We start from the raw sequence: 20,718 nt of genomic DNA, 5'->3' as shown, positions 1-20,718 counted from the left end.
GCTTATCTGCCCGGCTCTGCGCAGTCATTTGCGTAAGACAGCGGGTTATGCGGTGAACAGATCGAAGCCCCTTTTATGAATGATTCATCAGAGAAAATACGGTAAATGACGATGAAAGATGCCGGAATAATTCCTGTCACAATCAAAACCGTGAAGTTAAATGGTACGGGTAATATTTCCGTGCAGATTATTGCGCAGGACGACAATCTATTACCGCCTTATTTTCCCGGCGCACACATTGACGTTTTTATTCCGGAACTCGGTCCGCGGCAATATTCTCTTTGTGGTGAAAACGGCAATGGGGAGTATTACGAAATCTGCGTGAAACTCGCGGAAGACTCCACCGGCGGCTCGCACTTTATTCATCATCATTTCCGCCCCGGCGACAGCCTGACCATTTCGGCGCCGCGCAATCATTTCCCTTTGCCCGACGCCGGTAAATATCTCTTCTTTGCCGGTGGTATCGGCATCACGCCGCTGCTGGCAATGGCGGAACACGTTGCGAAGCAACAGATTGAATTTGAACTGCATTACTCTGTTTCAGACAGTGAACACATCGCGTTTCTGCCGCGCTTAACTGCGCCCGCCTTAGCGAAAAATGTCTTTATACATGACAGCAGCGCAAACGATTCCCTGCGCCATAACACGCCGCTGAGTTTATGTCAGCCGGATGAGAATACGCGGGTACTGGCCTGCGGGCCGGACGGATTTATTCAGCGCCTTGAAGACATTATGCGCACCCATCACTGGCAGGAAAATCAATTATCTTTCGAGCGGTTCAGTAATGCGAATATTGGTAAGGATGCAGAAAATCAGGCATTTCATATCCAGCTTAACTCCACCGGGCAACGTTATTTAGTCGGCCCGAAACAGAGCATTGCTGAAGTCTTATTAAGCGCCAGAGTCGATATTATGCTGTCTTGCGAACAGGGTATTTGCGGTTCCTGTATCACTGATGTGATCGACGGTATTCCCGATCACCGCGACTGCGTGCTGACAGAAGAAGAGAAAGCCGAAAACACGCAAATAACGCTGTGCTGTTCTCGATCCAAAAGTCCCGTTCTGGTTCTCGACCTGTAATGTCAACACGGAGCGACACAATGAACCTACCCGATCCCACCACACCGCTGAACGGCATAGCCAACGCTCGTTTGCCCGCGTGGTTGCTTCCCGCCGGATGGCCTTTACACGCTGGCGAACCGGTTACGGCAGATCTGCGTTTTGACGCAGGCAAAATTGCCAGCGTGACGCCTTATCAGCCAGATCAAAATGATTTGTGGAACGCCCGGGGCACACTGGCGCTGCCGGGGTTGATTGAACCCCACGCCCATCTCGATAAAACCTTCACCATTGCCCGCAGCAGCCCGTCGACACCCGGTCTGCTGGCGGCGATTGAAACCCTGCATCAGGATCGTCAGCACTGGACGGCGGATGATTTGCGTCAGCGTGCCCGCAAGGGTCTGGCGTGGGCAGCGGCGAATGGTGTGACCCGTTTACGCACCCACATAGACTGGTTCGACGTGGCTCCGCCGCTGGCCTGGCTTGAACTGGGCAAGATGGCGTACTCCGGCGTCACGCTGGAACGGGTCGCGCTGGCGCCGCTGAGCCTTTTCGCCGACGCCAGCACAGCTGACCGTATTGCCCGCGCAGTCGCAGAAAGCGGAAAGCATTGTCTGCTGGGCGGATTTATTCACTCCTCAAACTGGGATCCGGCGGCGATGCGCAATCTGATGCAAAGCGCCTCACGCTGGAAACTGAATCTGGATTTGCATATCGACGAAGAGCTTTCACCGGTGGCACACGGCCTGAGCTGGCTGGCTGATTACCTGTCACAAACTGATTTCAGCGGCCACATCTGTTGCAGCCACGGCTGTGCGCTGGCTTCGGGCAGTGAACAACAGGCGCAGGAGATTTTGAGTTTGCTGGCGGAACAACGCGTCACCCTGATTGCGCTACCGATGACCAACCTGTTGTTACAGGATGCCGTCACCGGCCGCACGCCGCGCCAGCGCGGCATCACCCTGCTGAAAGAAGCGCAGACGGCGGGCGTTCCGCTGCTGCTCGGTTGCGATAACGTGCAGGACGCTTTTTGTCCGGCGGGCAGTTATGACCCGCTGGATACGCTGAGCTGCGCCCTGTTCGCGCTTCAGCTGAATGACATTTTTGATCAGCAGTCACGGCTTATATGCGATGTCGCCGCCCTGACCGGTGATGATCAGGGCGGACTGCCGCTTTCCCCCGGCAGCGATGCCAGTCTGGTTCTCTTTCCGGGCAGCGACAGCCTGACCTGGCCTTTACACAGCGCAGCCCGCCTGGTTATCCGCCATGGCAGGCTGACCCACCAACGCAACTGGAATCAGGAGTTATCGCATGAGTCTTGAGGCAGGAGCGGGCAAACCGCTCGCCCGATATGCCGCATGGCGTCGCGCCGGTGATTTCGTTTTTCTCTCCGGCATCATTCCCGTCAACCCGCAGACGGCAACTATCGTGCGTGGTTTTCAGGATATCCCCGCCGAAGCGCGGCTGCTGCTGGGCGAAACTGGCGAATTCTCCACCGATGCCAAACAGGGGCCGATCCTCGCTCAGAGCTGGTATGTGCTGGAAAGCATCCGCCACACCATCGAAGACGCGGGCGGGCAAATGAGCGATGTGATCAAGCTGGTGCAGTATTTTCGCAATCTCGATCACTTCCCGTATTACAGCCGGGTCAGAAAACTTTTTTATCCCGGACAACCGCCGGTTTCCACCGTGGTGCAGGTCAGTGAAATGCTGCCAGATGCCGGGGTGCTGATTGAAGTCGAAGCCACCGCCTGGTTACCGCAATCCCGCTCAACCCAATAACGTCAGACCCGAGGCACAGCATGATTAACGGTTATATTCCTGCAAATCGTTTTCTCCCTTTTCTGAGCTGGACGGCCATCGCTGCCCTGCCTGATAAAGCCAATACGGTGATCGTTCTGCCGACCGGCGCGATTGAGCAGCACGGGCCGCATCTGCCGTGTTCGGTTGACAGCGTGATTTCCTCCGGTGTGGCGGGTCACGCGCTGGCGCGGCTGCCGGAAGCTATTCCGGCTTACGCCATTCCTCCGATTACCTACGGCAAATCTGACGAACACCTGAATTTCCCCGGTACGCTGACCTTAACCGGCGACACGCTGTTGCAGACGATTTTAGAAATTGCCGAATCGCTGTACCGCGCCGGATTCCGCAAGCTGCTGATGATTAACGGTCATGGCGGACAACCGCAGGTGCTGCAAATGGCCTCGCGGGAAATGCGCCTGCGTCACGGCGACATGATCATGATCCCGCACGACGTGTTCCGCGTGCCGAATGTCGAAAACCAGTTCCTGAGTCCGCTGGAGCAAAAAATGGCGATGCACGCCGGTCACAGCGAAACAGCGGTGATGCTGGCGCTGGCACCGGAATGTGTCCACATCGAACACGCGGTCGCCAATTATCCGCCGGAGTTCCCGTGCCCGACGCTGTCATCAGGCCGTCCTGCCGCCGCCTGGGCTTCCTATGATTTTGGCCCGAGTGGCGTGATCGGCGACCCGACCGGCGCGACCGCTGAACAGGGTCATGCAATCCTTGATTCGCTGGCGGCGAGCTGGGCGCAGGCGATCACCGAAATCCATCACATGCAATGGAAAGCCCGCAGCGAGCCCACCTGGGGAAAACACCACTGGAACGGCTTTGTGCAAACCAGCTTCACTCCTCCTTCGTCTTCTCTGGCCTCTGAATAAAGGAATTCTCACGATGAAAACACAGCATCCCTTCACTTACAGCCTGCTGGCCGTGCTGCTGGCCGGGGTTTCCACCTCCGGCATGGCGGAAGAGAAATTTACCTTTCTGACCAACTGGTACGCGCAGGCGGAGCATGGTGGTTTTTACGAGGCGCAGGCCAAAGGGTTGTACAAAACCGCCGGTCTGGATGTCAGCATCAAAATGGGCGGCCCGCAGGTTAACGTGATGCAACTGATGGCCGCCGGACAGGCTGACTGTACGCTCGGAGACAACGGTCAGGCGCTGGAAACCTGGCAGGCAGGCGTACATGCGGTGACCGTGGCGACAGTGTTCCAGCATTCGCCGACGGTGTTTATCAGCCATGACAAAGTGGAGAAAGGTCAGGCGCTGAAAGACAAAACCTTCCTGCTGGCGACGGAGGCTTATACCTCTTTCTGGCCGTGGGCGAAGAGTGAACTGGGGCTGGGGAGCGCCAAAATCCGCCCTTACACCTTCAGCGTGCAGCCCTTCCTGGCGGACAATAATCTGGTGCAACAGGGTTATGTCACCTCCGAGCCTTTCTCGATCGAAAAAGGCGGCAAACCGTTCTACGTCTACATGCTCAGCGACTGGGGTTATCCGCCGTACGGCAACTCGATTATCTGCATGGCGGATACCGTTAAAAAACGCCCGGCAGCGGTGGCGGCTTTCGTGAAAGCCTCGATGCAGGGCTGGAAAGAATATTTGCAGGATCCGACCGCGGGCAACCAGCTAATCACCCAGGCCAACCCGCGTATGGGAGCCGACCAGATTGCCTTCGGTATCGCGCAGATGAAGAAGTATGAGCTGGTGACCGGCGGCGACGCGCAAACCAGCGGTATCGGCATCATCACGGAACCACGTCTGAAAAAGACCTGGGACATGCTGGTGAAAAACAAACTGATCGACGCGGATAAAGTGCCGTTTGAGCAGACTTATACCCTCGACATGATCAAAGACGCGAAGGTAATGCCATGAATTCAGCCCCCAAACTGACCGTGATGAGCGATGTCCGCTCAGCCAATCCTCCGCCGGTTCCCGCTATCGAAGTGCTGTCGGCGGAAAAAATTTACAGCAATGGCACGCGCGCTCTTTTGCCGGTCAATCTGACCATCAATCAGGGCGAATTCGTCACCCTGCTCGGCCCGTCAGGATGTGGCAAAAGTACACTGCTGAAAATGGTCGCCGGGCTGACAGAACCCAGCGACGGCAAGCTGGTGCTGTGGCGGCGCGACAGCCGGGAAAAAACACAGGTGCCGCTGTCGTTCGTGTTTCAGGAAGCCACGCTGATGCCGTGGAGCAATGTGCAAAATAACGTGCGCCTGCCGCTGGATCTCGCCGGTGTTCCCCGCGCCGAAGCCAACACCCGCGTCAGTGAGGCGCTGGAGCTGGTCGGTCTGGGTAAATTTGCCAGCGTCCTGCCACGCGAATTGTCGGGCGGTATGCAGATGCGTGTGTCGATTGCCCGCGGGCTGGTGACGCGTCCGAAACTGCTGCTGATGGATGAACCTTTCGGCGCGCTGGATGAAATCACCCGCAACAAGCTCGACAGCGATCTGCTGCGCCTGTGGCGGGAACAGGGGCTGACGGTGGTGTTCGTCACCCACTCGATCCACGAAGCAGTATTTCTGTCGCAGCGGGTGATCATGATGGCCGCCCGTCCGGGGCGCGTGGTGGAAGATATCGCCATTACCGAATCCTTCCCGCGCAGCGAAGATTTCCGCGTCAGTCCGGCGTTTTCACGCTATGCGAAGCAGTTACAAGACAGCCTGCTGCAAGCCAGCCAATCGGGTATGGAGTAACGGTATGCAAACTCAAAAAGCTTCTCCGTGGATCAACAACCCCACGTTTCGCAAAGTGCTGTATCCGGCGGTGGTCGCCGTGGTGGTGATTTTGCTGTGGCAGGGGTGGGTGAGCTATTTCAAAATCCCTCAGTTTCTGGTGCCGTCACCGGTGGTAATGCTGCAAAGTCTGTGGACCAATCTGGGTTCGCTGATGATGTCGCTGCTGTTTACGCTGAAAATCACCCTGATCTCGTTTTTGCTCTCGATCGTCATCGGTTCGTTAGTGGCTTTCGTGCTGGTGCAGAACCGCTTTGTGGAAACCGCACTGTTCCCGTACATCGTGTTTTTGCAGGTGACGCCGATCGTGGCCATCGCGCCGCTGATCATCATTTGGGTTAAGGACACCACGCTGTCGCTGGTGGTGTGTTCGACACTGATGGCGGTGTTCCCGATTATTTCAAATACCACGCAGGGACTGCGCAGCGTATCACCGGGCCTGCTGAGCTATTTCCAGCTGAACCACGCCAGCCGTCTGCAGATCCTCTTCCGCTTACGCATTCCTTCTGCCCTGCCGTATTTTTTCGGCGCGCTGCGCATTTCAAGCGGCTTGTCGCTGATCGGTGCCGTGGTGGCTGAATTCGTGGCGGGCACCGGCGGCAATAACACCGGTCTGGCCTATCAGATATTGCAGGCGGGATATCAGCTCGACATTCCGCTGATGTTTGCTGCGCTGCTGCTCATTTCACTCACCGGTATCGCCCTGTTTGGCGTGATGTCGTGGATTTCGAAACGCGTCCTCAGCGCCTGGCATGAAAGCGAAGCCGTGCAATCTCATTAACCTCATTTAATTCAGGCAGGAAGAATATGAACAGTGAACAACGTCAGCAGGCGCTTGCCCTGATTCAGCAGGCGCTTCCCGATCTCGACTGGACTTTGCAGGCGACAAAGGTCAAACGCCTTTCGCGCGATTTTCACTGGTTCAGTCCCGTTCTCAAACAGCAGCTGGAAGATAAACAGGCCGATGCGGTGGTCAGGCCGCGCAGCGAAGAAGAGCTGATTTTGCTGGTGAAAGCCTGCGTTCAGCACCAGTTACCGCTGATTTTGCGCGGTGGCGCGACCGGCAACTACGGCCAGCTGGTGCCGCTGGAAGGCGGCATTCTGGTGGATATGACCGGCTTTAATCAGGTTTGCGAACTGGCTGACGGCGTGGTGCGCGCCCAGGCGGGGACCCGGCTGGCAGAGATTGAAACCCTGACCCGTCCGGCAGGCTGGGAGCTGCGCTGTATGCCCTCCACTTACCGGCTCGCCAGCCTCGGCGGCTTGTACGGCGGCGGTTTTGGCGGTATCGGCTCAATCAACTACGGCCCGCTCGGCGCACCGGGCAATGTGCTCAGCGTTAAAGTCATGACCATGGAAGCCGAACCGCGCATTTTGCACGTTCCTGCCCCGCAGGCACTGCTGCTGCATCATGTCTACGGCAGCAACGGCATTGTGCTCGAGGTGGAACTGGCGCTGGCACCGGTTCATGAGTGGATTGAACGGCTGGACGTTTTCGATGATTTTACCGATGCACTGGATTACGCCAACGCCTTTGCCCGTTCACCGGGGCTGGTCAAACGCCAGCTGGCGCTGTTCGCCGCGCCGATCCCGTCATACTTCAGCCATCTGAACGGACATTATCGGGCCAGCCAGCACGCAGTGATCAGCGTGATTGCACAGGAAAGCGAAGGGTTTTGTGCCCATCTGCTGGAAAAGTACCGCGGCCACAGCGCCGTGCGCCAGTCCGCCGGAGAAGCGCGCGAGGCCAATGCGTCGCTGATGGAATATTGCTGGAACCACACCACACTTCATGCGCTGAAAATTGACAGCACCCTGACCTATTTGCAGACGGCGTTTAATTATTCGAATTATCGCCAGCAGATTATCGACATGGCGAATTTATTTGGCGATGAAGTTATTTCGCATATTGAGTTCCTGCGCGACAATGACGGAAATATAACCGCCAGTGGTTTACAATTAGTACGTTATTCCACCGAAGAAAGATTGAACGAAATAATGATGACGTTCCGTGATTATGACGTAAAAATAAATAACCCGCATGTTTATCAAATTGAAGATGGCAAACAGGGCGAAATTAAACCTGACGTCGTTTCGGTTAAAAACTGCCTTGATCCCAGTGGATTACTTAACCCCGGCAAGCTCCGCGGCTGGGATGTCCGCGACACCCTGAAATTAGATAACGATCCTCTTTTATTGAATGAATGAATGAATGAAAAAAAACCCGCTTAACAAGATTAAGCGGGCTTTTTGCTTTCAAACGATTATTTCAGATCAAAGTTCAGATCAAAGCTCGAATCTGTCCAGATTCATCACTTTGGTCCACGCCGCGACAAAGTCTTTCACGAACTTCTCTTTGGCGTCACTGCTGGCGTAAACCTCAGCGTTGGCACGTAATATGGCATTCGAGCCAAACACCAGATCGGCACGCGTGGCGGCGAATCTGACTTCTCCGCTGACACGATCACGGCCTTCGAAACGTTCGCCGGTGCTATCCGTCGGTTTCCATTCGCTACGCATATCCAGCAGATTCGCGAAGAAATCGGTGTTCAGTTCACCGGTGTTTTCCGAGAACACGCCCAGATTGCTGCCGTCATAGTTAGCCCCCAGCGCACGTAATCCGCCCACAAGCACCGTTAATTCCGGCACGGTCAGGGTCAGTTGCTGCGCCTTGTCGATCAGCAGATTTTCTGTCGAGGTATTGGCTGATTCACCGCGGTAGTTCCGGAAACCGTCCGCTTTCGGTTTCAGTAATTCGAACGACTCAACATCCGTCTGATCCTGACGCGCATCCACACGACCCGGCGTGAATGGCACTTCGATATCAACGCCAGCCGCTTTCGCCGCCTTTTCAACACCGACCACACCGGCCAGCACGATCACATCCGCCAGAGACATTTTCTGCACGGACTGCTGGATAGATTCCAGAGCCGGCAGCACGCGGGCTGCAACGGCGTTCACGTCCCAGTCTCTTTGCGGACGCAGCGCCAGACGCGCACCGTTCGCGCCTCCGCGTTTGTCGCCGCCACGGAAGGTCGACGCCGACGCCCACGCCACTGACACCAGCTCACTGATGCTCAGATCCGACGCGGCAATTTTCTCTTTCAGTTGCGCGATATCCGCACCTGTCGGGTGATACACCGGAACCGGCAACGGATCCTGCCAGATGAGATCTTCTTTCGGCACTTCCGGTCCGATATAACGGGCTTTTGGTCCCATATCGCGGTGGGTCAGTTTGTACCATGCGCGGGCAAAGGCTTCGTTAAAGGCCTGCGGATCGCCGTGGAAACGGCGGGAAATCTTCTCGAACTCCGGGTCAAAACGCAGCGTCAGGTCAGTCACCAGCATGGTCGGTTTGCGTTTTTTCGACGTATCGAACGGATCAGGAATAATATCCGGCGCATCGGCGGCTTCGAACTGAATCGCACCGGCCGGACTGCGGGTCTGCACCCACTCGTATTTGAACAGGTTCTCGAAGAAGTAATTGCTCCACTGCGTCGGAGTCTGCGACCAGATGACTTCCAGACCAGAGGTGATGGCATCCGCGCCGACGCCGCTGCCGTGGTTGCTTTTCCAGCCCAGACCTTGTGATTCAATCGGTGCGGTTTCAGGGTCAACACCCACCTGATCGGCAGGGCCTGCGCCGTGCGTTTTACCGAGTGTGTGACCACCGGCAATCAGCGCGACGATCTCTTCATCGTTCATGCCCATATTGCCGAACGTGGCACGAATGGCCGGCGCAGCGGAAGCCGGATCACCACTGTGGTTCGGGCCTTCCGGGTTGACGTAAATCAGCCCCATTTCCGTAGCGCCCAGCGGTGATTTCGCCAGTTCCTCAGGATGACGATGTTCCAGCCAGGTGGTTTCGTCGCCCCAGTTAATGTCCTGATCCGGTTCCCAGACGTCTTCACGCCCGGCACCAAAACCGAAGGTGCGGAAACCGGAGTTTTCCAGCGCCACGTTACCCGCCAGAATGTACAAATCGGCCCAGGAAATTTTCTGACCGTATTTTTGTTTCACCGGCCACAACAGTCGGCGTGCTTTATCCAGACTTACGTTATCCGGCCAGGAGTTGAGTGGTGCGAAACGTTGCTGGCCGCGACCTGAACCGCCGCGCCCGTCAACGGAGCGATAAGTTCCGGCGCTGTGCCATGCAAGACGAATGAACAGACCGATATAACTGCCCCAGTCCGCCGGCCACCAGGGCTGCGAAGCAGTGAGCACCCCTTTGAGGTCGGCTTTTAATGCGGAGTAATCCAGTTTGGCGAATTCTTTGCGGTAATCGAAAGTTTCGCCCAACGGGTTTGAGCGATTTGAGTGCTGGTTCAGCAGGTCAACCCTGAGCTGGTTAGGCCACCAGTCACGATTATTGGTCCCGCCGCCAGAGGCTTTATTGGTGTTTCCTTCATGGAAAGGACATTTACCGGCACTGGCTTCTCTGTCTGCTTCAACAATTGGCTTTGCGTCGTTTGCTTCTTCATCAATAGAACTGCTCATGCTCACACTCCTGTTATGTAGTCTCATTGCTACTCTATACGCGGATTTAAACAACTCACATCTGAATCACCCTATGTATTTGATAGACTTTGCCTTAGGACTTATGTGCGATTTTTGCGTGTTTAATCATCAAAATGCTTTTTGCTCTGATTATAGAATAGCCACTTAATCGCCGGGGCTTCTTTGCGAGTGTCGCAAAATGAAAAAAGCCCGCCTGAGTTTCCAAAGGCAGGCTTTTGTTTTCTTAAAACTTTCTTCAGCGGTTACTCACGCCAGCCCATCGCAGGCGCAACGTGTTTGAGAATCGATTCAATCACATGCACGTTGTAATCCACGCCGAGCTGATTCGGCACGGTGAGCAATAATGTATCGGCTTCGGCAATTGCCTCATCCTTTTTGAGCTGTTCGATCAAAAACTCAGGAGAAGCCGCGTAGCTGCGTCCGAAAATTGCCCGGGTTTTCTCGTCGAGGAAACGACTTTATCGCCGTCATTACTGCTGCCGCCGAAATAAGCACGGTCGCGGTCATCCATCAGGGCAAAAATGCTGCGACTGACCGATACCCGTGGCGTACGTGTGTGTCCCGCTTCGGCCCAGGCTTCGCGATAGGCGCGAATTTGTTTCGCCTGCTGAATGTGGAACGGCTCGCCGGTTTCGTCATCTTTCAGCGTCGAGCTTTGCAGATTCATCCCCAGTTTCGCCGCCCATACGGCAGTGGCGTTCGAACCCGCGCCCCACCAGATACGATCACGCAAGCCTTCAGAATGTGGTTCCAGACGCAACATTCCCGGTGGATTTGGAAACATCGGTTGCGGATTCGGTTTCGCAAAACCTTCGCCACGCAGCGCATCCAGCAACACTTCGGTGTGACGCCGCGCCATATCCGCTTCCGTCTCCCCTTCTGCTGGCTGATAGCCAAAATAGCGCCAGCCGTCGATCACCTGTTCCGGCGAACCCCGGCTGATACCCAGTTGTAAACGCCCGCCGGAGATCAGATCTGCCGCGCTGGCGCTTTCCGCCATATACAGCGGATTTTCGTAACGCATATCAATAACGCCGGTGCCGATCTCAATCTTGCTGGTCTTCGCGCCGACCGCCGCCAGCAGCGGGAACGGTGACGCGAGCTGACGGGCAAAATGATGCACGCGGAAATACGCGCCGTCCGCGCCCAGTTCTTCGGCTGCGACAGCCAGATCGATAGATTGCAGCAAAGCATCCGCCGCCGAGCGGGTGCCTGACTGAGGCGACGGTGTCCAGTGACCAAATGATAAAAATCCAATATTTTTCATCGTAAATGCATCCTCAAAGTGCGCAAAGCGATGTGCCAGCCCGCTCGTTTGAGGACTGGCGCAATGATACGTTTACTTTACGCGCCTCAGGATGAGAATAAATATCAGTTGTTTAACAAAGCGGTTCAGTTTATTTGAAGGACATGGGTCATTTCTGCTTATTTTTTAATAACCTGAACAAAATCTCTCCCATTGAAACGCAGAAGTAAAAAAACCGTTGCTCCCGACTTCATCCCCCGTTATCATGCGCCCCGTTCACACGATTCCTCTGTAGTTCAGTCGGTAGAACGGCGGACTGTTAATCCGTATGTCACTGGTTCGAGTCCAGTCAGAGGAGCCAAATTAGAGAAGCCCGCCTAAGGAAACTTAGGCGGGCTTTTTGTGTTTGGGGGTGTCTGCGATGAGGTAGGAGCCGACGTTACTGGAGTTCGGCATTCTCATCGTCATTATTATTTTCAATCCAATATCGCCGATGGTTTATCAAATGGGTTGTTAACGGCCAGTTTTTTTTATCTTTTGGTAACCGTAGGTATCGACCATCCAATGCTGCATATTCTGTCCCCGCTAACTGTTCTGCCAGCCTTATTTTCATTTCGGTATCAATCCAGAGCAAACCACGATCAAATAGAGTATGAATATCTGTTTTCAGTAACAGACCATGCTGAGCTCGGGTATGCCAGGCTCCAGCATAGGGGGTAATATGGGCAGCCTCAAGCAACACCTGGATCGAACACCCGGTTACCGCACATTTGCCATCATAAGCTTCAATGAGCTTTCGTCTAAATATGGGTTGTCCTTCCCTGACAATAACCTCGCGCAAAGCCTTTAATCGGAAGTCGCCTTCATTCTCAGGGAATTCAGTGAATAATTCATCTCTTGCTTCAACCACAAGCCGATCACATGGCCTTGGAACAGTAGTCTGAATTGGCGTTCTGCCATCTTCGCCAATGTCCCATGTACCGTGCAGCTCCTGAACATATAGTTCATATAGTGTATTTCGTAGGTTTCCTGTACGAAATAACAAGTCGTATGGGTTACCTAAGTCACTACGAGAGCTTTTACGGCTACCAAGATACCGATGCCGAGAATTGCTATTAACAGTTAATGCATCCAGTTGAATACGAATCTCGGTCTCTTTCAGAGGAGCATTGCTGTTACGGATCCACTTAACAATGTTTTTAGCAGAGGATGCACCGAGTTGCATTACTGCATACCAGACGCGGAGATATTGTGGATAGTGCATTTCTTCAGGAATGATGAACGATACATCGGCAACATATGTTGAGAAATGATGATGACGCATCCACTCTCCCCATTGGCGGGAATGTGTACTAATACCAATACGGTGAGGTTCGCGTTTGCCAATTTCATCATTAAATTCCTGTCGGGAAGGGGCTCTATCTAGTTTCTCATAGAGATCGTCACAACAGTCCCATACAGCCCGTACCAACTGCCCCTGTGGATAGCCATCTTTGCTCAATTTCAAAAGTACTCTCCGTCAACAAACAACATTGTTGTTTTGGTGATTTAATATTAGTCCGCTTCTGTCATGAAGCGGACTTCTAGTAAGAAAAGGTCCGCTATGAGCGAGAATCGGACATGCGACTCACACGCTTAACTAGTACTTTTTTCATCGTCGCGATGAATTGGGATTGATGTTAAAAATTGAAAAGTTGATGTAATCCTCGGGATAAAGATGATAGGTAAATGCATTGAATGAATTATTTTCATCAAAGATCAGGGAATATTCATTTGATCTCAAACTTGCCAAATCATTAGATATATTATCAATGCCTAGAGGTTTTAAAAACTTTTCAAATGTTTTTGTGTAAGAGTCTATCACATCAAAATTAATTACTTCATATGATTTCCCTTCAACTAGGTTACTTGAACCATTCATTATTTCACATCTTCCATTGCTAATAGCGCAGTATATCTTGGCATGAAAATCATTTTTATTTTTTAATTCGCCAATCAACTCGGAACCCAAGTTAAAACTGTCCATCTGCTCATAGCTTATTTCATTTGTTTTTGAAAAGGACTCTTTAAACACTTTAGATTGACCACTCCTTACTAACATGGAGGTGTTTTCTGGGTTTAAACGGTTTAGCACATTAAGCCAAGAATCTACTTTTCCTTGGCTTTTAAGGAACTGATGACCAACAAAAGGAGATATTATGTAGATTTTTGCATAAAGGAAATTCCACCTAGCGATCAATTTATAAAGCCATGTCATTATGGTAGTTTTCGTATAAACGCCAAAAATAACATCTGATAGATCTCTTGAACCAAATATATTCACAATTGAGAATACTTGCGCCTCAAATGTGTTATTTTCTTGATATCGACTTACAAAATTCGCATCATGTTTTTTTCCGCATTTACATTCAAAAGGAAACTTAATCACAATATTATTTGGCGCAGGTCCTCTAGATTGAGAGAGAGACCAGTTTGTGAATTCCCAGTGTTTTTTCGCTATTATTTCCCATTTACTCTTAAGAAGCTCAAATGAAATTATTTCCAGATTCTCTTCACAGTCATCACATATGTAAAGAGGGTAGTTGTAAAAATCGTAATCCGTATTCATCTCTGTTAATACAGTGTTTTTATCAATGAAGTCTGTTAGCAGTGGTAGATCTTTGTATTTGAACTGTTTGGCCTCATCATTGTCAGAGTTTATATAAAAATCTTTTTTCTCCCAACCTCTACTAGGTCCAGAGTAGTCTGGATTCACGATATTAACTTTAAATATTCCAGCACATTTATCACAGGTCCCAATCATCACGCCATCCTCTTCTATATCAGGAATAATGATGCTCCTTCCTGGAAGTGTAGTTGAAGATGTGTGAACTTCGTGATACTCAATCGTAGTTGTACAGTGAGGGCACTTACCATGAAAATGCATGGTTTTATCACGGTCTATAAGGTTAAATTTTATTCCGCGTAAGAATTCATGACTAATCTCAAATTCCATATTTACTCCGAAAATTTCCTATTAGTTATAGAGTGGTTAATTAGCATATTCTGCTGATTAATGATGCCATAATCCTTAATCTATTTCCTTAGCTACGTCCGCTTCTGCCACATACCAGCCCAAAAGGATGTTATTGAGCTACTATGAGCGATAATCTGTTGGGCTATATGACGCTTTTTAAGGAGCATGCAAAATATGTTCGACCACTCTACCCACCCCGAAGTCGCCGAATGGTTTGCAAGGTTCGGTGTCGCGGAGGTGTCATATAGCGGGTGTTCCGTCGACCTGACCAACGAACCGCCTGAGCACTGGTTTTACAAGCGCAACAAGTTGCGGCCTGAAAGCCTGAAACTGGAGTTGCGCATCCCATCTAACGGGAACTGGTTGGTCGACCTGTCGCGTCATGACAATCTGTTCAACATTCAGTGGCGCCCGAATGATGACTTGCGCATCGAGTCGGCACAACTGCGCTATCAAAAATTGATCAAATGGCCCCGGCTATACAGCCTGATGGATTTTCCCCTGCTGGTTGGGCAACTTGAGCAATGCCTGGATATGCGCTTCCTCCGGCATGCCAATTTCGGAGCGCGCTTGCTCGAACCCGAGGCATTGTCATCCAATTCCAAAATCCGTCAATGGTTAGCCCCCTGTGCCGACACTTTTGGTTGGAACAGAAAAATGCAGCCGGAGTAGCGGGTATGGCGTAGTCCCCTCACCAAACCTCCGGGTTTATTGGGTTCCTACCCTCTGCACTTACTTCAAAAGTAAGTGCATTTATTGAATTCTTAGAAGCTGAGATATAAGCCACGTGCAAAGCGATTTTTCCTGCCCGGACTTTATGCCCTTATAAACATTACACAATCTTATGTATTGATCGGTTTCCGTCTGAAAACCTGGCATTGAGCGTCTGAATCGTCGTCACCCCCGCTACAAACCTGCCTGTCGGGCGGCCTGAATTCGGTCAGTCACTCGTCCGATCTCTCCATAACAAATGTCATTTTCAGTAATGGCGAAAAAAATATTTTTAATCATTAATTTCAATTAATTAAAAACATCACGCTGACATACTTAGGTGAATAAAACACGACATCCTGCGACATAACCCATTGAGATTTCATTGACTTGCCACTTGCGACACTGCACATCTCCTCTTTTTTCGCTGCCAGATAATTCTTAATATTTTTTTATGGGTTGATTGATCTTCTTTGCTTTGTTGCTATTGTTGATTAAGTCAGCAATGACGCGCAGCGAAAACAATAATTAGCTCTCATTATGGAACACATACTCATATGAACATTTGACTGTGTTTTTTAAAAAAGGCGTGCCTGCATGTCAGGACATGTCGCTGATAATAATCATTCCACTTTGCCCCTTTGAAATATTAAGGTCTCGCAGACTATTGCCCGAAGTTGTTTATGGCAGTCACTGTGACACCCTGCTCCCAATATCAGGCTGAAAAAGTTTGGTTTCTGTTTATTCAACAAACTAACTTAACAATGATTCAATCATTGTATGGATCCTGATGGCATTTTTTCTCAATGCCATTTGCGCAGCCTTATGTCTGAATTTTATTGGGTGCCGATGATATGACTACACAAACTTATACAGCAGATGAAAAAAGGATTATTAAAAATGTTATCAACCAGTATGGAAATAAAGGGGTTTTTATTATTGAACCCGGCAACACTGAGTTGGTGAATTTTTATGATATCCAGCTAAAACTTTCCGGTTTGACATCGGGTCGCTCCCCCCAATTTACGCAGTGCTGGCAGGAAACCAAACGACTTAAACGCAGTGCCGGCCTGCTGAGCCAGGCAGCCACTGACACCGTCAGGCCGGTATACAGCATTGTGCGCGTTGATACTGTGGACGGGAAAAACTACCGTACCGATGCCGTTGGCTCACTCCCCGTTTCTGCCACCAATGTGACACAAACGCTGGGATTATTTGATGGCGAGGCCAGCAATACCGGTGCGGTGAAATATACCCAGAACTTCGTTAACGCGTCAGACTGCGTGATCAGCGCAGACGGCGTATATCCGGGTGTGGCCGGTTCCCCGGTGACGGTAATTTATACTTTCGCGCAAACCATTAATAATCAAACCTTTTACGGCGCGGAAATCATTACTACCCAGAGTTATCCGAAAGAAATATTCAATGACTCCCCGCGAACGATTAAAAATCCCAACGAAATTAAAATCTGCTTAACGCGCGACGAGCCTGACTGCGATTACCGGCAAACCAGTTCATGGGACGGCATCGTCAGCGTCCCGATTAAAGGCTACATCACCTACGGCGGGGATATTGATGTCAGCGGCGGCAAACCGGTCAACGGAATGAGCAGTATTTATCTGATACGCACCCGTGCAGGCGGTGACCCGATCCTGCCCTACGCAGGCTTTGATTTCTTCGATGCTAAAAACTCTTCCGTTGCCGGTAACAAAATCAACTGGGATCTTAACTGGTTAAAGTTTAATAAGGTCAACTTTGATTCCGGCGAAATGGTTTATTATGTTTTCAAGCTCATTCTTAATGTGTCAGGCAAGAGCGTCGCGGCATTTATCACTAACGCGCCCAAAAACATTGTTCCCGGCCAACTATTTTTAAATACCGTGACTATTAAGCCGATGAAAATCGTTTACGGCTGCCTGCACGAAAACACCAAAATAATGATGCATGACGGCAGTGAGAAAGTGATCTCAGCGATCAGAACCGGCGACAGCGTCAAAACAATAAATAATGGCTCGCTGAGGGTAGAAAACATCACTACCGGTCAGGAACAGCATTGTATTAAAATCTCTGCGCGGGATCGGAATAATAATACACTCAACGTCATTACCAGTCCCGGCCATCCATTTATCACGCCTGCGGGCATTATTATTGCCCGACAACTTAAATTAGCGGACAAACTGCTCACCCTCACGGGCGAGGCTGAAATAACTGACATTCAGCCACAGAACAATGAAGCGACTGTTTTTAACCTGCAACTGTCTGCTGAAAAGACAGATGAAAATACCCTGTACGCCAATCATATTTTGGTGGGTGATATCCAGATGCAAAGATTGCATGAAGATAAATATCATCAGCAACCCGTGAATATCCTGAGCCAGCTCCTCGAAGAATGGCATGAAGATTATCAAAACCATCTCAACGCAACGGGTGAGTAACATCATGTATCAGGGATATCCGGACTTTCAAAATATGATAACGACCGCCACGCAGCGGTTTATCGGCAGTTATCTGCAGAGTGATGCTTATTACCTTTATCCTGAATCTCTCGGTATTCAGGCGGCTGACCCGTTGCCCTTCTCTCTGGATATTGTCCGCAGCAGCAGTGCAGACAGTATTTATGGCTGGCTCAACTTCACCACTGAACTTCAGTATGCCAGCGGAGAAAGCCTGGCAGAATTTAAGCAACAGCACCCGGATAAGGCGGTGAATATTCTGCCGCTGGTCGCGGGCAGCCTGGGGTTTGACGTGCCGGTTGAATATCACAGTGCCCTGCGGGAACAGAGCTTTGATGCGACCTGGTATTCGGCACAATACATCCAGTTTATTATTTTGCTGAATTCAGACAGTACTCAGCTGATCGAAAATACCCTGCTGGATAAAACGGTCGGATTTAATGCGCGGGTGGACGGCTTTGTTCAGGGCGTGTCTCCGCGCCTGCCTTATTCCGTCGAATTTGATCCCCATGCGCTGATGCTGACGTTAACCCGCGACGTGCCGGGCAAACCCACGGCTGACGGCAGTCAGGTCGCGTTCAGCTACGACCAGCTGACCCAATATCTGTACCAGAATATCCGCCTGCTGCCGCTGACTGTCAGCCCCGCGGTGCCGGATAACGATCCCGCCGCGATACGTCTTTTCTGTCAGGCATTCCTTGACCGGCTATACGAGCAAACCGGTACACCCTGTGCGGGTCCGGCGAATAACAATACGGCCATGATCTGCCTGCAAGCCCAGCCGCAAAGCGGGCGGGTGATATTCAACCTTGATACCGAAATGCTTGCCCTGCGTCCGTTATCCTTTTTGCTCGATCCCTTCGCCGCTGCGCAACAAATCGCAAAAACAGCGCCGGATACCATTATTCACCGTTCCACCACGCCACCATTACCGGAAGGCAAACGGGCGATCGACGTTTTCTATACCGTCCCGGCCGGGCTGGACAGCAGTGTCTCTGTGGATATTCAGCTCACCTTACCGGCTGGTGATATTTATCCGCAGAAACAGACTCAGACCCAGATACTGACGCCGGATCAGAGCCGTTTGTCGTTTAGCTTTTTTACCAGTTCGCTGGCTGCGAGCCCCTTTTTCTACCAAATCCGCGTTAACTATTCGCAGGGAGGAAAATGGCACAGGCAGGAGAGTGATGCACTGCCCTGCAATGACGCTTTCCTGGTGCTCGATCCCGCTGCCTTGCCGTGTCAGTTTCTGACTATCAGCCTCGATGAAGGCTTTGCCCTGCAAAGTACGCTTCACGGAACCTGTCATTCTGACGGCTGGCCGCTGGAGTTCGTGTTAACCGCAAAAACGCCCGTTTTCAGCTATCCGGTTATCGGCAATACCTTTGCCGACGTTGAAGCCCGCGCGTTATCAGGATCCGGCGTGGTCCCGCTACCCGCGCCGGTGACGCTGACCACCACTATCGGAGCCTACAGTTTCCCACAGTTCGGATCACAACAGGCGCGGATAACGGTCAATCTGCCGGAAGGCATAACCGCGGCAACATTCGAATTTGAACCACAAATTCCGATACACATCACGCCCCGGAGCTTCACTCATCAGCAAAACACATTCGACTACAAGTGGACGGTCACCTCTATTTATGCCTGCGGATATCGCTACAGAAGCGAAGGAGGCACGTGGTCGGCTGTGGTGACCGGCGATCAGACAATTGATTATAAAGGTGAAAAATGAACACTGACGCGAACAACCCGCAACACATGTTGCAGAACTTCTTCCTGCTTGGACGGGCCTTTGCCTTTCACGACCAGACGCGGCAACCGCAGGACTACACCTATGGCAGTTTTATCCCGCAGGTTGTGCAGGACACGCCCGCAGGGCAAATCAGCGCACTGCAATTACTGACCAGCCCCGGCGGCGGAATGGCAACTTTTATCGCGCCGAATCAGCCCGTCGATACCGCGGCGTTAGAAGCCTATATCAGGGCGCATTTCATCCCGTCGCCGGGTGAAATAAACCTGATACAGGCCGATGTCAGTCAGTCGCTGTTTTTGCGCTTTATCCGCCAGCCTGAACCGGACAGCTATGACGTTGAGTTCGAAGAATCCCGTATGGCGCTGACCCATGCGGAAAGCGCACAACTGGAGAATGCGATCAAAGGGGACAAAAACCAGGTGTATCTGCTGCCCCGCAGCCAGTTCAGTGTCAGCAGTCGTGCGGCAGCCAGGCTGGAAACGGACTGGGTGGCATTTTTAACACTGGCGTTCAATGAAGGTGCGCGCCAGCCGGATGCTGTGGCGCTGCTGATAAATCAGCAAATTGATGCCGGGGCGATCACCATGCCGGAGCAGTTTGATAATACTCCGTCGGAACAGACACAGGCGCTGGTGAGAAATTCGCTGGTCAGTACGGCATCCCTGCTGGTCTGTAATACGCTGCGTAATATCCATTCCGTGGATGAGATCCCCAACCACATCAGCTATGACGTAAGTTACAGCAACAGCGTGCCGCAACAATATGTACTGGCACAACAACAGGATATCGCTGAGCTGCTGGGCAAGTTACCCGCCGGTAACATCATCAGTTTTACCCCGACGCCATTGCCTGAACCCAGCCGCCCGGACAAACCGGTGGTTACCCGCGAATGTCACGTCAGCCTCGGTTTCAACCCGTCCGGCTTCAACATCATGTCGGTTGATTTGTATTACGGCGATGAGCAGACGCCGATGCCGTGGCCCAACTTCACACCGGTCACGCTTAAAACCACATCGGACATCAGCACAATCACGCTCAGGGTGAAATTTTCTGACTACAGCGATTACGAGACGCCGCTTCGCTGGCAGGACGATATCGCGCTTACGCCGCAGGAACTGGGTTTTTACAGCGTTCTGTTTGAAGCCGAATCCCTGAAAAAAGACTTCAAATCAATCAAAGGCACGGCCACGTATCAGCCTGCCGGTGTGGCAAAACGACAATCTTTTAACTTCGCCTTTTCCAGCCAGGCGCAGTGGCAGACCAGCTGGTGGATCAACACGCATTTTGCCGGTCTGAACGGCGAAATTGAGTACAGCTGGATCGGCGATTTGAAAAATACATTGTTTCCCAAAACCTACGACTCTGGCCGCCTGAAGGCCACCGTCAGCCCCGTCAAACTGCAATACAACAAGTGA

Annotated in this window: 15 protein-coding genes, 1 tRNA gene and 1 pseudogene; 13 read left to right on the top strand and 4 right to left on the bottom strand. The window is 51.7% G+C overall.

Annotated elements, in window-relative coordinates; all coding sequences use genetic code 11:
- Positions 1–105 precede the first annotated feature (105 nt).
- The 8 genes from UC15_RS15310 (at position 106) to UC15_RS15275 (ending at position 7,811) form a co-directional block, all read left to right on the top strand.
- Positions 106–1,080 carry a PDR/VanB family oxidoreductase gene (locus UC15_RS15310; protein WP_112289237.1) on the top strand — a complete coding sequence of 325 codons (975 nt, stop codon included), beginning with the start codon at positions 106–108 and terminating at the stop codon, positions 1,078–1,080.
- Positions 1,081–1,100: 20 nt separating this feature from the next.
- Positions 1,101–2,381, top strand: a complete 1,281-nt coding sequence (locus UC15_RS15305) for a cytosine deaminase (RefSeq protein WP_112289236.1) — start codon at positions 1,101–1,103, stop codon at positions 2,379–2,381.
- Positions 2,371–2,841, top strand: a complete 471-nt coding sequence (locus tag UC15_RS15300) for a RidA family protein (RefSeq protein WP_112289235.1) — start codon at positions 2,371–2,373, stop codon at positions 2,839–2,841. The genes UC15_RS15305 and UC15_RS15300 overlap by 11 nt, the downstream gene beginning before the upstream one ends.
- 20 nt (positions 2,842–2,861) lie before the next feature.
- Positions 2,862–3,743: a creatininase family protein gene (locus tag UC15_RS15295; RefSeq protein ID WP_112289234.1), complete on the top strand. Its 882-nt coding sequence runs from the start codon at positions 2,862–2,864 to the stop codon at positions 3,741–3,743.
- A gap of 82 nt (positions 3,744–3,825) precedes the next feature.
- The gene (locus UC15_RS15290; RefSeq protein ID WP_369964407.1) at positions 3,826–4,740 is read left to right on the top strand and encodes an ABC transporter substrate-binding protein; all 915 of its coding nucleotides are present in this window, start codon (positions 3,826–3,828) and stop codon (positions 4,738–4,740) included.
- The gene (locus UC15_RS15285) at positions 4,737–5,564 is read left to right on the top strand and encodes an ABC transporter ATP-binding protein (protein WP_112289232.1); all 828 of its coding nucleotides are present in this window, start codon (positions 4,737–4,739) and stop codon (positions 5,562–5,564) included. Before UC15_RS15290 ends, UC15_RS15285 begins: the two co-directional genes overlap by 4 nt.
- A 4-nt stretch (positions 5,565–5,568) precedes the next feature.
- Positions 5,569–6,384 carry an ABC transporter permease gene (locus UC15_RS15280; RefSeq protein ID WP_112289231.1) on the top strand — a complete coding sequence of 272 codons (816 nt, stop codon included), beginning with the start codon at positions 5,569–5,571 and terminating at the stop codon, positions 6,382–6,384.
- 26 nt (positions 6,385–6,410) lie between these two features.
- The gene (locus UC15_RS15275) at positions 6,411–7,811 is read left to right on the top strand and encodes an FAD-binding oxidoreductase (protein WP_112289230.1); all 1,401 of its coding nucleotides are present in this window, start codon (positions 6,411–6,413) and stop codon (positions 7,809–7,811) included.
- 78 nt (positions 7,812–7,889) lie between these two features.
- Here the strand turns inward: UC15_RS15275 and katG are convergent, their stop codons facing one another.
- Positions 7,890–10,100: a catalase/peroxidase HPI gene (gene katG / locus UC15_RS15270; RefSeq protein ID WP_232829905.1), complete on the bottom strand. Its 2,211-nt coding sequence runs from the start codon at positions 10,098–10,100 to the stop codon at positions 7,890–7,892.
- A 263-nt stretch (positions 10,101–10,363) separates the two neighbouring features.
- A pseudogene (locus tag UC15_RS15265) lies at positions 10,364–11,388 on the bottom strand (LLM class flavin-dependent oxidoreductase).
- 264 nt (positions 11,389–11,652) lie between these two features.
- Between UC15_RS15265 and UC15_RS15260 the strand changes: the two are divergent.
- Positions 11,653–11,728, top strand: a tRNA-Asn gene (locus tag UC15_RS15260).
- A gap of 78 nt (positions 11,729–11,806) precedes the next feature.
- Here UC15_RS15260 and UC15_RS15255 read toward each other — a convergent pair.
- Together UC15_RS15255 and UC15_RS15250 are read right to left on the bottom strand one after the other, a co-directional pair.
- Positions 11,807–12,874, bottom strand: coding sequence for an HNH endonuclease (locus UC15_RS15255; RefSeq protein ID WP_112289229.1), 1,068 nt, complete (start codon positions 12,872–12,874; stop codon positions 11,807–11,809).
- Positions 12,875–13,018: 144 nt separating this feature from the next.
- Positions 13,019–14,362 (bottom strand): hypothetical protein, encoded by a 1,344-nt coding sequence (locus UC15_RS15250; RefSeq protein WP_112289228.1) that lies wholly within the window; start codon positions 14,360–14,362, stop codon positions 13,019–13,021.
- 195 nt (positions 14,363–14,557) lie between these two features.
- Between UC15_RS15250 and UC15_RS15245 the strand changes: the two genes are divergently transcribed.
- The 4 genes from UC15_RS15245 (at position 14,558) to UC15_RS15230 (ending at position 20,718) form a co-directional block, all read left to right on the top strand.
- Positions 14,558–15,055, top strand: coding sequence for a hypothetical protein (locus tag UC15_RS15245; protein WP_112289227.1), 498 nt, complete (start codon positions 14,558–14,560; stop codon positions 15,053–15,055).
- A 1,001-nt stretch (positions 15,056–16,056) separates the two neighbouring features.
- Entirely contained in the window at positions 16,057–17,529 is a 1,473-nt protein-coding gene (locus tag UC15_RS15240) for a Hint domain-containing protein (protein WP_232829909.1), read from the top strand.
- Entirely contained in the window at positions 17,489–19,282 is a 1,794-nt protein-coding gene (locus UC15_RS15235; RefSeq protein WP_232829904.1) for a hypothetical protein, read from the top strand. The genes UC15_RS15240 and UC15_RS15235 overlap by 41 nt, the downstream gene beginning before the upstream one ends.
- Positions 19,279–20,718, top strand: coding sequence for a hypothetical protein (locus UC15_RS15230; RefSeq protein WP_112289225.1), 1,440 nt, complete (start codon positions 19,279–19,281; stop codon positions 20,716–20,718). Before UC15_RS15235 ends, UC15_RS15230 begins: the two co-directional genes overlap by 4 nt.

This window comes from Rahnella sp. AN3-3W3 (assembly GCF_003263545.1).
GTDB classification, from domain to species: Bacteria; Pseudomonadota; Gammaproteobacteria; order Enterobacterales; family Enterobacteriaceae; genus Rahnella; species Rahnella variigena.
The sequence above is the reverse complement of the archived record's forward strand: the minus strand, read 5'-3'. Positions and strand labels throughout refer to the sequence as shown.

What these genes read in the sequence shown, in the direction of transcription:
- katG (WP_232829905.1), bottom strand. Translation starts at nt 10,100, where the DNA reads ATGAGCAGTTCTATTGATGAAGAAGCAAACGACGCAAAGCCAATTGTT.
- UC15_RS15280 (WP_112289231.1), top strand. Translation starts at nt 5,569, where the DNA reads ATGCAAACTCAAAAAGCTTCTCCGTGGATCAACAACCCCACGTTTCGC.
- UC15_RS15310 (WP_112289237.1), top strand. Translation starts at nt 106, where the DNA reads ATGACGATGAAAGATGCCGGAATAATTCCTGTCACAATCAAAACCGTG.
- UC15_RS15245 (WP_112289227.1), top strand. Translation starts at nt 14,558, where the DNA reads ATGTTCGACCACTCTACCCACCCCGAAGTCGCCGAATGGTTTGCAAGG.
- UC15_RS15235 (WP_232829904.1), top strand. Translation starts at nt 17,489, where the DNA reads ATGAAGATTATCAAAACCATCTCAACGCAACGGGTGAGTAACATCATG.
- UC15_RS15285 (WP_112289232.1), top strand. Translation starts at nt 4,737, where the DNA reads ATGAATTCAGCCCCCAAACTGACCGTGATGAGCGATGTCCGCTCAGCC.
- UC15_RS15275 (WP_112289230.1), top strand. Translation starts at nt 6,411, where the DNA reads ATGAACAGTGAACAACGTCAGCAGGCGCTTGCCCTGATTCAGCAGGCG.
- UC15_RS15305 (WP_112289236.1), top strand. Translation starts at nt 1,101, where the DNA reads ATGAACCTACCCGATCCCACCACACCGCTGAACGGCATAGCCAACGCT.
- UC15_RS15295 (WP_112289234.1), top strand. Translation starts at nt 2,862, where the DNA reads ATGATTAACGGTTATATTCCTGCAAATCGTTTTCTCCCTTTTCTGAGC.
- UC15_RS15250 (WP_112289228.1), bottom strand. Translation starts at nt 14,362, where the DNA reads ATGGAATTTGAGATTAGTCATGAATTCTTACGCGGAATAAAATTTAAC.
- UC15_RS15290 (WP_369964407.1), top strand. Translation starts at nt 3,826, where the DNA reads ATGGCGGAAGAGAAATTTACCTTTCTGACCAACTGGTACGCGCAGGCG.
- UC15_RS15300 (WP_112289235.1), top strand. Translation starts at nt 2,371, where the DNA reads ATGAGTCTTGAGGCAGGAGCGGGCAAACCGCTCGCCCGATATGCCGCA.
- UC15_RS15230 (WP_112289225.1), top strand. Translation starts at nt 19,279, where the DNA reads ATGAACACTGACGCGAACAACCCGCAACACATGTTGCAGAACTTCTTC.